We start from the raw sequence: 14,952 nt of genomic DNA, 5'->3' as shown, positions 1-14,952 counted from the left end.
AACATCAAATAAGGCAAACCATATCAATTATTCAATATCAATGAAAAAGTTCAATTCCCTATTTATCCTGTTTGCAGCTATCGTGATTGGATTCACAAGCTGTGTCGACGGAAATGACAAACCAGTAGATCCTGTTGATCCTGAAACTGATGACGTATTGGTAAATACGAACATTTCTTCTAACACTACTTGGGAAACTGGTAAGACGTATGTCCTAGGTGGTAGAATTGCAGTTACTGCTGGAAACACACTTACTATACAGCCAGGCGTTATCGTAAAAGGCGAAGTAGGATCTGGATCTAACGCTACGGCTTTGATTATTGCAAGAGGTGCTAAAATAGATGCGCAAGGAACTGCAACGTCTCCAATCATCTTTACTACAATCGCTGACGAAATCATGCCAGGTGAGATCGCTTCACCAAATCTTGAGGCTGACCTTTCTGGTCTTTGGGGTGGGTTGATCATCCTAGGTAAAGCCAAAGCATCTTTAGCCGGCGACGTAACTGAAACTCAAATCGAAGGTATTCCGCCGTCCGATACTAACGGACTATACGGTGGAACTGATGACGCAGATAACTCCGGAACTCTAAAGTATGTATCTATCCGTCATGGTGGTGCTAACATCGGTGAAGGTAACGAAATCAATGGCCTAACATTAGGTGCTGTGGGTTCAGGAACTGTAATTGAAAACATAGAAGTTATTGGCAACCAAGATGACGGAATCGAATGGTTTGGCGGTACTGTTAGTGTGAAAAATGCAATCATCTGGAATGCTGGTGATGACGGACTTGATACTGACCAAGCTTGGGCTGGTACTCTGGATAACTTCATCGTAGTTGCTGGTGGCGAAACTGATCACTGCCTAGAAATTGACGGTCCAGAAGGTTCTTATAATGCTGGTCATACGTTGAAAAACGGAACTGTAAAAGGTAATGCTGTAGCAGAACTTGGTGACTTCAGAGATGGAGCGAGAGGTACTTTCGAAAACATCTACTTCTTTAATTTCGCTAATCCTGCTGACACTGAAGGTCGTGGCGATCTTTCTTTAAGCGGAGACAAGACATTGGCAACTTTCGCTGACGGATCATTGAAATTCATGAATCTTGAAGCTACGCTTGCTGATGGTGTTGCTTTAACGACAGTATTCAAAAATGGCACTGCTGCCTCTGCTACAAGTGTAGCCGCTGGAGCAAACACAGTAGGTGCTGACAAAGCAGCTTTCGCTAGCACTTGGTCTTGGACTTCAGCTGCAGGCGCAATATCTGATCTTAAATAAACAAACACTTTTGAAAGAAGGAAGGAAGGACTTGCAAGGTTACTTTCTTCCTTCTTTTGAAATTTATTCTAATTGCTGTATGAAAAATCAATCTACTAATCCACTCATGAAGGGATTCCTGATTTTAATTCTGTTAGTACTTTCTCAAGTATTTGCAGGATTTGCTTTTGCCCAAAACGGTATCATTCGTGGTACTATCTTCGAAGAAGGTACAGGCGAACCTCTATTTGGTGTTTCAGTTTTAGTCAAAGAAACATCTACTGGCGCCGTCACTGACTTCGACGGTAAATTTGAAATTAAAGTAGCTCCAGGAACCTACACATTGCAGGTGTCTTACATTTCTTACTCTTCCATCAACCTTACTGAGGTAGTGGTGCAAGCTGGAGAAGTAAATGTGATCAGTGATCTAATGATGGCTGAGGAAGCTTCTGATCTGGAGACAGTGACTGTTTCAGCTGCAGCGATCAGAACTACTGAGTCAGCTCTACTTTCTGTCAAGAGAAATGCTGCTAACTTAATCGATGGTATATCAGCCAGCACATTCCGTCAGATTGGTGATGGTGATGCTGCTTCTGCTGTAAAGCGTGTGACGGGTGTGTCCATCGAAGGTGGTAAATACATCTATGTAAGAGGACTTGGTGATAGATACACCAAAACTGTTTTGAATGGCGTGGATATTCCAGGCCTTGATCCTGATAGAAATACGATCCAGATGGACATATTTCCTACCAATGTGATCGACAATATTATCGTTTCTAAATCTTTCACTGCTGAACTACCTGCTGATTTCACAGGTGGTGTAGTAGATATTGAAACTAAAGATTTTCCTGAGGAAAAATCCATGAGATTGAGCCTCAGCGGAGGTATCAACCCATCGATGCACTTCAACTCAAACTACCTGAAATATGACGGTGGTAGCACAGACTTTTTAGGTTTCGATGACGGAACTAGAGCTATTCCTACTGATGGAAGAACGGATATCCCTCAGTACGGGGATGCAGTAGGTAACCCAAATAGTCCACAAGGATTGGAGTATCAGCAGATTCTAGGTGATTTCAATAAAACACTAGGCGGATATAGAGCGAATAGCTTGATGGATGTTGGTCTTAGCTTTTCTTTAGGAAATCAGATAGCTAAGCAAAAAGCAACGTGGGGCTATAATTTTGCATTTACCTACAAGAATGAAACAGAGTTCTACCAGGATGCGGAGTATAACTTGTATGCTAAGCCTAGAGAGGCTGATCAGACGGAGCTTGAGCCTTTGGAAAGACAGCGTGGAGACTTTGGTGTAAACAATGTATTGCTTGGAGGACTTGCAGGAATCGCGTTGAAAACGGACAATTCCAAATTCAAATTGAATTTGATGCATTTGCAGAATGGCGAGTCTAAGGCAGCTGATTTCGCTTTTATCAATACCAACCTGGGAGCAAACTTCGAAGCTAGACAATATAACCTAGAGTATAGCCAAAGAGGATTGACGAGTATTTTACTTGCCGGCACACATTATCTCAATGGAAATGATTGGGAAATCAACTGGAAATTAGCTCCTACAAGGTCTACTATTTCTGATCCAGACATTAGGTTTACAAGATTTAGAGAGCCTACAAATACGGTGTCTACAGAAGTGGGTCTTCCTGCTAGAATCTGGAGAGACTTGGAAGAATACAGCATCGTGGCCAAAGGCGATATTGCCAAAAACCTGACTCTTTTCTCAAGACAAGGTAAAGTGAAGTTTGGTGGAAATTATGTGTTTAAGCAGCGTGATTTCAACATTCAAAGCTTCCAGTTTGCTACAGGAAATACTGAATTCACAGGTGATCCAAATGAGATTTTGCTTGACGAAAACCTTTTCTCTGCTGACAATAGAAATGGTGTAAGATATAATGCGGATTTTATTCCTATCAATGCGAATGCGTACAATTCGATTGCTACAAACTTTGCTGGCTACGCTTCATTGGAAGCAAATCCTGCTGAGAAATTGAAAGCAATCGTAGGATTGAGAGTTGAGAAATTCAACCAATACTATACTGGTACTAACCAGACAGGAACGATCGATTATGATTTGGTAGAAGTATTGGATGACATGGATTTCTTTCCTACTGTTAACTTGATTTTCAATCTGAAAGACAATCAAAACCTTCGTGCATCTGCTTCAAGAACTATCGCCAGACCTTCTTTCAAGGAACTTTCTTATGCTGAAATCCTTGACCCGATCACCGGTAGAACGTTTATTGGCGGGCTTTATCCAGAAACTACCAACGGCGGTACAGAAGTTCTTTGGGACGGTAACCTCGTTTCTACTCACGTGAACAACTTTGATTTGAGATGGGAAGCTTTTCAGGAAAGAGGTCAAATGCTTTCAGTAAGTGCATTCTACAAGACATTTGAAAAGCCTATCGAAATGGTACAATTCCTTTCAGATCCGGGCACTTTCCAGCCTAGAAACGTGGGTAATGGTACAGTAGCAGGTTTGGAATTTGAATTCAGAAAGTCATTAAAATTCATCGCTCCTAGCTTCGAGAATTTCACTTGGAACACGAACGTAACTATTACTAAGTCTCAGATCAAAATGTCTGAATCTGAATACAGATCTAGATCATTGACAGCAAGAGAAGGTCAAGTGATTGGCGATACTAGAGACATGGCAGGACAAGCTCCTTATTTAATCAATACAGGCTTGAGCTACAATTCCTTTACTACTGGTTGGGAAGCTGGGGTGTTTTATAACGTTCAAGGTTCATCCCTTCAATATGTTGGGTTTGGAAACAGAACAGATACTTATTCTGTGCCATTCAATAGCTTGAACTTGAATGTCAACAAGACCTTCGGAGCAGATGAGCGTATCCAAGCTGGTTTTGGTGTACAGAATATACTGAATTCTAAGAAAGAGTATGTTTACAAGTCCTATGAGGCACAAGATCAGATTTTCAGTAGCCTTTCTCCAGGAACAAAAATCAACATGAGAGTTTCTTTCTCATTCTAATCTAGTACTACCACAAGTGAAAAAGGCTCCTCAAAAGGGAGCCTTTTTTATGTCAGACGCTTAATAATAGGGGAAGCATCTGGGTATTTTTCTAGAAGATCTTCAGCTTCGTAAAGCTCGAAATCCATAAAATCAAATCCTGGAGAGACCACACAGGAAACTAGAGCGTAACTCTCAGGGCTATCTACAGAACTTCCAAAAATAGTGTTGGCGCGTACCAAATGCTGAGGAGCTATGCTATTCTTACTTGAGGGGATTCCTAGTGAAAATTGCTGATGGCCTTTTTCAGTCAACGCATGTATGGTTAAATTACTTCCTTCGTGGAAAAACCAAAGCTCATCACTTTTGATCCGATGAAATTTGGATACGTTTTCGGAAGTAAGCAGGAAGTAAATAGCTGTAGTCAAATTTCTTTGACCAGTTTCTGTTGGGATAGTTTCTCCTGATCTGTAGGTCTCAGCATAAAATCCGCCTTCAGGATGAGGAATCAATGACAGCGCATCTACCAAAAAAGCAATTCTTTCTTTCACATTCATATCAGCTGGCTGGGTATGAATCTATCAATATGTCCACAATACGTACAGCCGTATTTCCATCCCACAGAGGGATTCCCTGATATTGCTTCCATTCTCCTTGCATTATTTTTTCCAAATAAGGTTTTAGCTTGGCTGGATCGGTCCCTACGAGTTCATTGGTGCCAAGGTGGATGGTTTCAGCACGTTCAGTATTGTCGCGAAGCGTGATGCAAGGCACGTTCATGACCGATGCTTCTTCAGTTATTCCTCCTGAATCGGTTATGACACCTTTGGCATTTTTTACCAGGTAATTGAATTCCAGATATCCCAAAGGATCACTCATATGTAGGTTTGGAGCATTTATTCCAAGGGATTGTAAGTTTTTGGCAGTTCTTGGATGCACAGGAAAAATAATCGGTAATCCTTTTGTCCCTTCCAGAATTGCATCAATCATAGCTTTGAGTTTATGCTCTTGATCCACGTTTGCAGGACGGTGCATCGTCATGACAAAGTATTTTCCTTGTTCCAAATTTTCGAAAATCTCACCGTCTGGTTGTTGGAACCTAGGCATCTGAGCCATTAGCGTATCAATCATTGTATTGCCAACGTAATGAATTTTCTCTTCCGCAAATCCACTTTTTCTCAGGTTAGCATTTGCAATTTCAGAAGTCGTAAAAAAATGATCAGTGATGCTATCTGTCACCATACGATTGATTTCTTCTGGCATTGTCAGGTCCCCAGAGCGAATCCCTCCCTCCACATGAGCTACGTCGATTTGGAGTTTTTTGGCAGTAATTGAGCAAGCTAAAGTACTGGTGACATCTCCCACGACTAACACCAAATCTGGTCGATTTTCCATTAATTCCTTCTCAAAAGCGATCATAATAGCGGCCGTTTGTTCAGCCTGAGTTCCGCCACCTCCGCCTAAGTTTGCATTGGGCTCAGGGATATTCAGTTGTTCAAAAAAGTCACCCGACATCTTTTTATCATAATGTTGCCCTGTGTGAACTAGACGGAATTTCACTCCAATCCCTTCTTGTTGTTTTTTTATAATCGCATGAAGTATAGGTGCTATTTTCATGAAATTCGGTCGCGCACCTGCGACAATAGTAAAAGTAGCCATCGCTTGATTTTATATTCTGACCAAAAATAGCGAATCATTTTGGAGACCTAGGTTAAAATTACCCTTGTTTTGTTAAGTCTCGTTTGGCTCCTTTTTTGTTTCTTTGCAGGGTTATCTTTTCTTAACCAACTGAATTTGATGCATCATTATACTTGGTCAAAAGGAGTTCAAGCTCTTTTATTTCTAGTGGCCGTAATTTCATTTTTCTCTTGTGCAGAAACCCTTGAGTCAGAACAGGTGGTTTATTCCAATGATTTTTCAACGTTAGACCTCGCAGGATTTGAGAATGGCAGGATACTAATTTTTGAAAATGATACTATTGTAGGCTATTATCACAATGAGGAAATTGCTCTAAATCTAACGGGTCTTCCTACTCATAACCTGTTGAAGGTGACGCTTGAGATTCTAATCCATGATACGTGGGATGGTAATACTTCAGATGGCGTAAGTGGTCCAGACCAGTGGTTTTTTGGAGTTGATAGTGAGGAAATTTTCAGAACTACTTTTTCCAATACACCTTGTGAATCGACTTATTGCCTTTACCAGTCCTATCCAAACGATTTTTCACAGACTAATAGACCAAAGACTGGCGCAATTCAAACGAACATGCCTGGACTTTGCATATTTGGAAGCGTCCCTAATTACACTACGCGTTATAGCGTTTCTAAAATAATTGAGCATAAAAATTCCAATGCAAGAATCTTCATGAATTCGGATTTGGTGGCTGAGAATTCTCCAGATCCTAAATGCGACGAATCTTGGTCTTTAGCCGCAGTCACAGTTGAAGCCCTTACTTTGAAATGAGAATGATGAAGACAAGGAGATTTTTGAATAGTTGTTTAGGAGCTTCTCTACTATTCCTTTTGATAAGTCATTATACAATGGCTCAAACAGTTCCCGTGGGCACTCCTGTGCTGGATGATTACCTGAGACGTGCACAATTGCTTGGGGATGTGGATTCAGCCACGTCATTTATGATCAGGCCCCTCTATCCAACCTCTGCATTTGGGATAAAATATGGATTTGATCTCGACAGTTCTGTGGTGGACATGGATCTCACACATGTCCATAAGATTTTTGGTAAAGACAATAAGGGCAAGTTTTTATTTATGCCGGCTGTAGTCAAATTTCAATACAATTCTACTTATGCCTTTGGTGTCAATGATGGTGCTTTTATTCCAAACCGTGGGGCTCAAACTATTCTAAGCCCAGGTGCATATGTGGAATATGGAGGGCTGAGTTTACAGTTTCAGCCTGAGCTACTATTGGCTCAAAATCGAGATTACCTCGGATTTCCGATTGAGCATCAGTTAAGTATTCTGTATTATTATGACTATATGAATCGCATAGATATGCCTGAGCGATTTGGAGAGGGTTCATACACACAACTTTACCTAGGTCAATCTAGCATTAGATATAATCTGAAAGAATACTCGTTTGGTGTTTCTTCCGAAAACCTATGGTGGGGACCTGGAAGACGGAATTCCCTTCTACTTGGAAATAATGCTCCAGGATTTATTCATTTTACCGCAAACACTAGAAAGCCTGTAGAGACAAAAATTGGATCCTTTGAAGGACAATTGATCGGAGGGTTTCTTAAATCATCAGGATTTTTGCCTCCTTGGCCTGATTATAGAATCCAAGAAAACAATGTTCTAATTCCAAAACCGGAGGATAATAAGCGGTTTTTATCAGGATTGATATTGACTTATCAGCCTAAATGGGTTCCTGGGCTATTTCTTGGATATGGATCTACCAGTCAGATGTATCGACATGATATTTCTGATTTAGGTGATATTCTTCCCGTTTTCAATGGAAGGAAAAAAGCGCAGAATATTGTAGATCCTACTCAAGAAAAGAGACAGCAATTTAGCTCAGGCTTTTTCAGATGGTTGAGCCCAGAAGGGCACTTCGAATTCTATGGTGAGTATGGAACTCGGGACAACGACCGCAAGCTGAATGACTTTATGATCACCCCAGAGTCTGGTCGTGCATTTACCTTTGGATTTTCTCATTTGATGAGTTTGAAAAAGCCAGGGCATTATTTCCAAATCAGTTCTGAAATGACGCAGACCGGCCAGACTATCAGAGAGGATATTAGAGCACTTAATACCTGGTATATTCATGAGCATGTCGTCGAAGGGTATACACAAAACGGGCAAGTACTGGGAGCTGGAAATGGACCTGCAAGTAATGTGATTTTTCTGGAATTGGCTTGGGTGAATAAGATGAATAGAATAGGCTTCCAGATGGAGCGAATTGTTTATAATAATGATTACTACTATTATAGATATGAGGCATCTAAAGACTGGAGAAACAAATATGTAGATCTTGTTCCTTCGCTGATCGGGGATTGGAAATTTGGCAATGTCCTGCTGAATGCCCGACTTCAATACGTGAATACCTTAAACTATAAATGGTATTTGGAAAATAATCCTGATCAATATTTTGTACCGGGTTACGACCGAAAGAACTTCGTAGGCCAAATTGGATTTGCGTACATATTTCAATAAGCAGGAGTCTCAAGAATATATGAAATCCAGCTTGCTCAAACAGGGAAGACAATCGCCTCATCAGGTTGGAAGAATTACAACCTTGAGAGAATTTCTGTCTGGGGAAATGCAGGCATATGTCAGCTAAAAAATACTATTAAACATATGAAAGTAGAAAAGAACAAAGTAGTAGCCGTTTGCTATGAGCTCAAAGTAGATGATGGAGAGACTGGCATGGTTCAGTATGAATCTGTCCCGGAGGATAAGCCATTTTACTTTCTTTTTAATGCTGGTGAAGTATTTCCAAAATTCGAAGAAGCATTATTGGGCAAATCTGCTGGAGAGGAGTTTTCTGCATTATTAGGTTTTGATGAAGCCTATGGTGACTATATAGAGGAGAAAAAGACCATTATTCCAAAAGCTAATTTTAAGGAAAAAGGGAAAGTGAATAAGGATATGCTCCGAATAGGCAATGTCATCCCAATGCAGGATAGCAAGGGCGGTCAGATTCGCGGGGAGATCACTAAGATTGACTACAAAGGAGTTCACATGGACTTCAATCCTCCACTAGCTGGATATGATCTATTCTTCGAGGGGAAAATAATCGCTGTAAGAGACGCAATGCCTGAGGAACTCGAGCACGGCCATGCTCATGGTCCTGATGGACACCACCACCACTAAAAATTCAAATGCCCTGTTCTTCGAATAGGGCATTTGTCGTATAGGGTTATAGAGAGAGGTAGAATAATTTTAACGAATGATTTTATCCGTTATAGGACAAGAGAAGTTATAATTTATTTGATCAAAAAATCTTCCTTGATAGGATTCTTCACAGCTTTTGTGGTTTGAATTCAAGTTCTGTTAATTAAAAAGTTTGTTTACTAAAATTGGATAAAGGTAATTTTTCAATGGGCTGTTTGGACAACAGGGGTGATTGTTCCAACAGATTTAGGCCTCCTATATGGAGGCCATTTTTAGTTAGAGCTTGCAAGAAGAGTTGCCTGCTCTTCGGCTAATGCTTTAAGTCCTTCGATACGATCTGAACCGTATAGCTTTAAAGCCTTATTAAGCTGAACCGTCGCCTTATCGAAACTTTGCTCATTGAAATGTGAGATGGCGTCATTGTAATACTGTAAGCCTGCTAATTGAGTCAAGTTGACTTTTCTAAAAATTGCATTGTCAGATAAATCTACTTTTGGAGCTCCCAGACGTTGGTTGTAGGATTTTAGCTGCGCAGTAGCATCGGCTTTATACCCTTCTAAATATGATGCTACCTCAGAAGGTGCAGTGATCATGCCGCCAATTGGAAGTGTACTTTCCAAAATGATGTCATTGCCCTCATAGTTCACTACTATAAACACATGGTAATCAGTTTCTACTACTTTATAGCTGAAATCATAACGCTCTAGCAATAAAGCTAAAGCTGCAGAAGCACTCACACAGTCAAACTTACCTTCATCGAGCATGTCATTGAAAGTAGAATGCTGCTCATATACTTTAAATAAATTCTGGTGAGACTTTTCAAAAATTTGTCGAAGCACGTTTATATGAGTGCCTTTTTTCTCGAATCTCATATCCAATTTTGCGAGTAAGTCGTTCCATTTTTCATCAGAAAGTGATTTCTCTGCCTGAACTGCTCTAAAAAGCAAATAGGGATTTTCTTGGCCCGCTTCCCAAAGTTCTTTCTCTGAACTGTTGTCAAAGCTTAACTCATCTAAAATCCCAATAGCATCCTGAGCTTTGGCAAGAAAGCTAAAGGCTGAAATTAGAAGATATGTGAGCAATACTTTTTTCAAGATAGATGAAGCTAATGTTATTATCTAACGCTGGATGTTACGTAAAGTTAACAATTTGGTAACATTAAATCATATGACAACTCAAAACTTAACATTGGAGTAATGCTAGTGGGTGATTTTTAGTCTGAATTGTATGAAATGAGCATTCATCGTCCGACCGAAACTAGCCTCTAAACTATAAAATGATTAGTTCTAGCGCGAATCCAACTGATCAATGAGACAGATTACTTTCTACTCGTGGTGATAGGGTTCATTTCTCAGGATAGTGAACCCTCGGTAGAGCTGTTCGATAAAGAATGGGCGTATCATCTGATGCGAAAAAGTCATTTTGGAAATGGAAAGCTTGCCATTTGCCCGGGAATACACTTCATCTGAAAAACCATAAGGACCTCCTATGACAAAAATTAGCTGCTTCAGTCCGCTATTCATTTTCTTTTGAAGAAATGCTGAGAAATCCATAGAGCTAAAGCTTTTGCCACGCTCGTCTAATAAAATCACGTCATCGGAAGGGATGATATTTTTCAGAATCAATTCACCTTCTTTCTCCTTTTGGAGGACTTCCGAAAGAGATTTGGTTTTTTTCAGGTCTGGAATCACTTCAAATTCAAACTTGATATAAAAATTCAGACGCTTGCTGTACTCCTCGATCAGAGAAATGATCGCTTTGCTATCAGTTTTGCCTATTGCGATAAGTTTGATTTGCATTCCCAAATATGTGAAATTTCTATTTATGGTCTATTAATGTACCTGAAAGGTCTAAAATTGGGGTGTTCTATGTTTTTTGAATTTTTCATTGACGAGTCAACTACAATTTTTAAAGAACTGAAAAACAATTGATTAGATGTGTGGTTATAGATGTATTCAACCAATTATAACTATAACACTTAACAACAATGAAAAAATTAGGCTTAGTAATGACGTTAGTGATGCTCGTGGTAGTATCATCTTTTACGCCCAAAATGAACACAGTTCATGAAACTAAAATTGACGCGGACATAGTGGATTTGGCAGTTTCTCAAGATTTCCTAACCACATTGGTAGCAGCAGTGAAAGCGGGGGATTTGGTAGCTACTTTGAAAGGAGATGGTCCTTTTACCGTTTTTGCTCCGACCAATGATGCTTTTGCGAAGCTTCCTGCAGGAACAGTGGAGAATTTGCTAAAGCCTGAAAACAAGGCTCAATTGGTAAAAATTCTTACTTACCATGTCGTACCAGGGAAAGTGATGTCTTCTGACTTGAAAAATGGCCAAATGGCTAAGACTGTTGAAGGAAGCTCAATCAAAGTTACTCTGGCAGATGGAAAAGCAATGATCAACAATGCTACAGTAACTGCAGCGGATATCGAAGCTGATAATGGTGTAGTTCACGTGATCGACACAGTGATTATGCCTCCAATGTAATTTGAGAGACCCATTTTAGCATCTAAAGCCTGTCTTATTTAGACGGGCTTTTTTTTTGGATGTGGTTTTTTAACTTTAGTAATCTTATCCTAACACAACCACGCAATGAGAATAGTATACTTTGCCCTCCTTCTATTTTTTGTATATGCTTTTTCGCAAGCGCAAACGTTAGATTCTCCTTATTTTACTTTTGGGCCTACACTTACTCCGGATGGAGAAACAATAATTTTCAGCTACGAAGGCGATCTTTGGAAAGTACCTACTGCTGGAGGCCAGTCGGTAAGATTGACAGCTATGGTTGGTGAGGAAACCAAACCAGCTGTATCTCCTGATGGAAAATGGTTGGCTTTCTCAGCCGAGCAATATGGAAATACGGATGTCTTCCTGATGCCAATTGACGGAGGAGAAATTCAGCAATTGACTTTTCATGAGGCTACAGATGAAGTGGATTCATGGGGCTGGGATAGTAAAACGATTTATTTTACCTCAGATCGCTACAATAGATACACCGCTTTCGAGATTACAATTGATGGGGCTACACCAAAACGTCTTTTTCCCAATTACTTCAATACTATTCACAACACTGCTGTCAATCCCAAAACAGGTGAGATATTTTTCAATGAAAGCTGGGAAAGTAAAAGCTTTGCCCACAGAAAACGCTACAAAGGAGAGTATAATCCAGACATTAAATCATATAATCCAACTTCTAGAGCTTTCAAGCAATACACGGATTACGAAGGGAAGGACTTTGGGGCAAGCATAGACCAAGAGGGAAACGTTTACTTCATGTCTGATGAGGCAAATGGAGAATATAATTTATACACATTCAAGGGCGACACAAAGACCCAACTGACAGACTTTCCTACCTCTGTGATGTGGCCAAAAGTGAGTGCCAATGGCAAAAAGGTTGTTTTTCAAAAGGACTATCAAATCCACGTGTATGATGTGGAGACAGGTGTGACGAGTAAACCTGCATTTACCTTGTTCCAAAATCAAACCTTAGGAAAAGAAATCTCAAGAGAAGTAGGTGGTAATATCAGTTATTTTGATGTGTCGTCAGATGGTGAGAAAATGGCTTTTGTATCTAGAGGAGTACTTTTTATCTCAGACATGAAAGGAAAGTTTGTCAAACAGATTCCGACCGATTCAAAAGAAGCTGTGGAGGAAGTGAAGTGGTTGGCGGATAACAAAACGCTGATTTATTCCCGCACTGTAAAAGGCTATCACAATTGGTTTACTCAATCAGCCCAGAATCCTGGCGAGGAAAAGCAATTGACAACTGACCTGGACAAAAATCGGGAGCTTACTCTGAATAAGGGTAGAAGCTTAGGTGTGTACATCAGTGGAAGAAATATGGTCCGTGAAATTGATTTAAAAACGTTTGAAAGTAAAACAGTTGTGGAAGATGAACTTTGGGGGCTCTATACTCCAAAAGCATTTTTCTCCCCGGATGACCAATACATAGTCTTTTCTCCAATTCGGAATTTTGAAAGAGAAGTGATGATTTATCATAGACCCTCTAAGAAAACTCTTAATCTGACAAAGACGCTTGTCACAGAAACAAATCCTGTGTGGTCCCCTGATGGTAAGTACATCTATTTCATCACGGACCGTACTCAGCCTAGTTATCCTTATGGAACTACTGAGGCGCACATGTATAGAATGAAGCTAGAGAAGTTTGCAGATCTCTTTGAATCAGATAAAGTAGATGAGCTTTTTGCGGAGAAAGAGAAAGAGGATAAAGATAAAAAGGAAGAAAAAGTTGAAGTGAAAGTTACCGAAGGGGACTTTATGGAAAGGCTAGAGCAGATTGGGCCTAGCTTTGGTCAGCAATCCTCTCCTTATGTTTATCAGAAGAATGGCAAGACGACTGTTTTCTATATTTCTAACCACGATGAGGGAACTTCAAAGATGTGGAAAACTACCTTGGAAGATTTTGAAAGACCAAAGACAGAGAAAGTCAGTGATGATCGAATGGGGGGATATGAGATCGTGGAAAGTAAGGATAAGTTATACTTATTGGCTGGTGGAAAAGTAAGTACGCTCGATCCATCTACTAACAAAACTGAGGAAATAAAAGTATCCCATTCCTTCTCCAAAAATCTGAAAGATGAGTTTGAGCAGATGTATTATGAGGCTTGGGCAGGAATGGAGCAGAACTTTTATGACGGTGATTTTCATGGACAGAACTGGCAGGAATTGAGAGACAGATATTCTAAGTTTCTACCTTATTTGCGAAGCAGAGGCAATTTAACCTTGATTTTTAATGAGATGCTTGGAGAGCTAAATACATCTCATTTTGGATTCAACTCCAGCGGAAAAGAAGAAGAGATCTATCTAGGAACACGCTCTATGGAAACGGGGATTATCTTTAAAAATGATTCACCATTCGTTGTGGACAAAGTGATATCAGATAGTCCACTTGATATTGACCCTATTCCAGTGAAACCAGGTGACGAGCTGATTGCAGTGAACGGAAAAGATGTGGATAAGTCAAAAAATAGAGAAGCTTATTTTGTAGCTCCGTCTATTAATGATGAATTAGAAATGACCTTCAAAAGAGCAGGTGAAGAAGTGAAAGTCAAAGTACACCCAACTTCCTACAATGCGATGAAAACTTGGCTGTATGATGAGTGGATGGATACGAATGAAGCCTATGTAAATACGAAAACGGATGAGAAGATATCCTATGTACATATGAAAAATATGAGTGGGGGAGAACTGCAGCATTTTCTGGAGTACATGGTTTCCACCAAAGGAAATCGAGAAGGATTGATTTTGGATCTACGGTACAATACTGGCGGAAATGTCCACGATCAAGTTTTACAATTCCTAAGTCAAAAAAGCTACTTGCAGTGGAAATACCGTGATGGAGCGCTGACCAATCAGCCGAATTTTTCTCCATCAGATAAGCCAATTGTTTTGCTTATCAATGAGCAATCACTGTCTGATGCAGAGATGACAGCAGCAGGATTTAAGGAATTGGGATTGGGTACTATTATAGGTACGGAGACTTATCGCTGGATTATCTTCACTTCAGGCCAAGGCTTGGTAGATGGTTCGTTCTACAGACTTCCTTCATGGGGATGTTATACCCTTGATGGGCGAAACTTGGAAAAAGAGGGAGTTGATCCTGATATCCGAGTTGAAGAAGGATTTGTGGATCGGCTGGAAGGAAATCAAAAGCAATTGGATAAAGCAATCCAGGTGATTATGGAGAAGCTGAAATAAAGAAACTGAGGAGGTAGCTACGGTTGGTTTCTTCAGTGAATGAAATAGGAGATGATGAAAAATGTGATTTTTTTTTTGACTTTTGGCAGCAAAAAGTATTTGCGTCTAATCAGGATATAAACCGTATTTGGAATGC

11 protein-coding genes are annotated in these 14,952 nt (G+C 40.1%); 7 read left to right on the top strand and 4 right to left on the bottom strand.

Going from position 1 to position 14,952, the window contains the following annotated elements:
• Window positions 1-40: 40 nt before the first annotated feature.
• Together AACZ87_RS20000 and AACZ87_RS19995 are read left to right on the top strand one after the other, a co-directional pair.
• Complete coding sequence (locus AACZ87_RS20000) at window positions 41-1,276, top strand: hypothetical protein (protein ID WP_339869834.1); 1,236 nt, start codon at window positions 41-43, stop codon at window positions 1,274-1,276.
• Window positions 1,277-1,355: 79 nt separating this feature from the next.
• The gene (locus AACZ87_RS19995; RefSeq protein ID WP_339869832.1) at window positions 1,356-4,259 is read left to right on the top strand and encodes a TonB-dependent receptor; all 2,904 of its coding nucleotides are present in this window, start codon (window positions 1,356-1,358) and stop codon (window positions 4,257-4,259) included.
• A gap of 47 nt (window positions 4,260-4,306) precedes the next feature.
• Here the strand turns inward: AACZ87_RS19995 and AACZ87_RS19990 are convergent, their stop codons facing one another.
• Both AACZ87_RS19990 and wecB read right to left on the bottom strand, forming a co-directional pair.
• Window positions 4,307-4,795, bottom strand: a complete 489-nt coding sequence (locus tag AACZ87_RS19990) for a cupin domain-containing protein (protein WP_339869831.1) — start codon at window positions 4,793-4,795, stop codon at window positions 4,307-4,309.
• Between the two features lies 1 nt (window position 4,796).
• Entirely contained in the window at window positions 4,797-5,897 is a 1,101-nt protein-coding gene (wecB, locus tag AACZ87_RS19985) for a UDP-N-acetylglucosamine 2-epimerase (non-hydrolyzing) (protein WP_339869830.1), read from the bottom strand.
• Between the two features lie 138 nt (window positions 5,898-6,035).
• Here wecB and AACZ87_RS19980 point away from each other — a divergent pair, with 138 nt between their 5' ends.
• The 3 genes from AACZ87_RS19980 (at window position 6,036) to AACZ87_RS19970 (ending at window position 9,070) form a co-directional block, all read left to right on the top strand.
• The gene (locus AACZ87_RS19980) at window positions 6,036-6,701 is read left to right on the top strand and encodes a hypothetical protein (RefSeq protein WP_339869828.1); all 666 of its coding nucleotides are present in this window, start codon (window positions 6,036-6,038) and stop codon (window positions 6,699-6,701) included.
• A gap of 77 nt (window positions 6,702-6,778) precedes the next feature.
• Complete coding sequence (locus AACZ87_RS19975; protein ID WP_339869827.1) at window positions 6,779-8,410, top strand: capsule assembly Wzi family protein; 1,632 nt, start codon at window positions 6,779-6,781, stop codon at window positions 8,408-8,410.
• A gap of 144 nt (window positions 8,411-8,554) precedes the next feature.
• On the top strand, window positions 8,555-9,070 hold the full coding sequence (locus tag AACZ87_RS19970) for a peptidylprolyl isomerase (RefSeq protein ID WP_339869825.1): 516 nt from the start codon (window positions 8,555-8,557) through the stop codon (window positions 9,068-9,070).
• A 293-nt stretch (window positions 9,071-9,363) separates the two neighbouring features.
• Here AACZ87_RS19970 and AACZ87_RS19965 read toward each other — a convergent pair whose 3' ends face one another.
• Window positions 9,364-10,185, bottom strand: a complete 822-nt coding sequence (locus AACZ87_RS19965) for a hypothetical protein (RefSeq protein WP_339869823.1) — start codon at window positions 10,183-10,185, stop codon at window positions 9,364-9,366.
• A 231-nt stretch (window positions 10,186-10,416) separates the two neighbouring features.
• A complete protein-coding gene (gene rlmH, locus AACZ87_RS19960; protein ID WP_339869822.1) occupies window positions 10,417-10,890 on the bottom strand; it encodes a 23S rRNA (pseudouridine(1915)-N(3))-methyltransferase RlmH in 474 nt (157 codons plus the stop codon).
• A gap of 188 nt (window positions 10,891-11,078) precedes the next feature.
• Between rlmH and AACZ87_RS19955 the strand changes: the two genes are divergently transcribed.
• Window positions 11,079-11,585, top strand: a complete 507-nt coding sequence (locus AACZ87_RS19955) for a fasciclin domain-containing protein (RefSeq protein WP_339869820.1) — start codon at window positions 11,079-11,081, stop codon at window positions 11,583-11,585.
• A 105-nt stretch (window positions 11,586-11,690) separates the two neighbouring features.
• Window positions 11,691-14,816, top strand: coding sequence for a S41 family peptidase (locus AACZ87_RS19950; RefSeq protein WP_339869818.1), 3,126 nt, complete (start codon window positions 11,691-11,693; stop codon window positions 14,814-14,816).
• Window positions 14,817-14,952: the final 136 nt, after the last annotated feature.

It is taken from the genome of uncultured Algoriphagus sp. (genome assembly GCF_963974365.1).
In the GTDB taxonomy this organism is placed as follows: domain Bacteria; phylum Bacteroidota; class Bacteroidia; order Cytophagales; family Cyclobacteriaceae; genus Algoriphagus.
The sequence above is the reverse complement of the archived record's forward strand: the minus strand, read 5'-3'. Positions and strand labels throughout refer to the sequence as shown.

What these genes read in the sequence shown, in the direction of transcription:
- AACZ87_RS19970 (WP_339869825.1), top strand. Translation starts at nt 8,555, where the DNA reads ATGAAAGTAGAAAAGAACAAAGTAGTAGCCGTTTGCTATGAGCTCAAA.
- AACZ87_RS19975 (WP_339869827.1), top strand. Translation starts at nt 6,779, where the DNA reads ATGGCTCAAACAGTTCCCGTGGGCACTCCTGTGCTGGATGATTACCTG.
- AACZ87_RS19990 (WP_339869831.1), bottom strand. Translation starts at nt 4,795, where the DNA reads ATGAATGTGAAAGAAAGAATTGCTTTTTTGGTAGATGCGCTGTCATTG.
- AACZ87_RS19955 (WP_339869820.1), top strand. Translation starts at nt 11,079, where the DNA reads ATGAAAAAATTAGGCTTAGTAATGACGTTAGTGATGCTCGTGGTAGTA.
- wecB (WP_339869830.1), bottom strand. Translation starts at nt 5,897, where the DNA reads ATGGCTACTTTTACTATTGTCGCAGGTGCGCGACCGAATTTCATGAAA.
- rlmH (WP_339869822.1), bottom strand. Translation starts at nt 10,890, where the DNA reads ATGCAAATCAAACTTATCGCAATAGGCAAAACTGATAGCAAAGCGATC.
- AACZ87_RS19980 (WP_339869828.1), top strand. Translation starts at nt 6,036, where the DNA reads ATGCATCATTATACTTGGTCAAAAGGAGTTCAAGCTCTTTTATTTCTA.
- AACZ87_RS19950 (WP_339869818.1), top strand. Translation starts at nt 11,691, where the DNA reads ATGAGAATAGTATACTTTGCCCTCCTTCTATTTTTTGTATATGCTTTT.
- AACZ87_RS19995 (WP_339869832.1), top strand. Translation starts at nt 1,356, where the DNA reads ATGAAAAATCAATCTACTAATCCACTCATGAAGGGATTCCTGATTTTA.
- AACZ87_RS20000 (WP_339869834.1), top strand. Translation starts at nt 41, where the DNA reads ATGAAAAAGTTCAATTCCCTATTTATCCTGTTTGCAGCTATCGTGATT.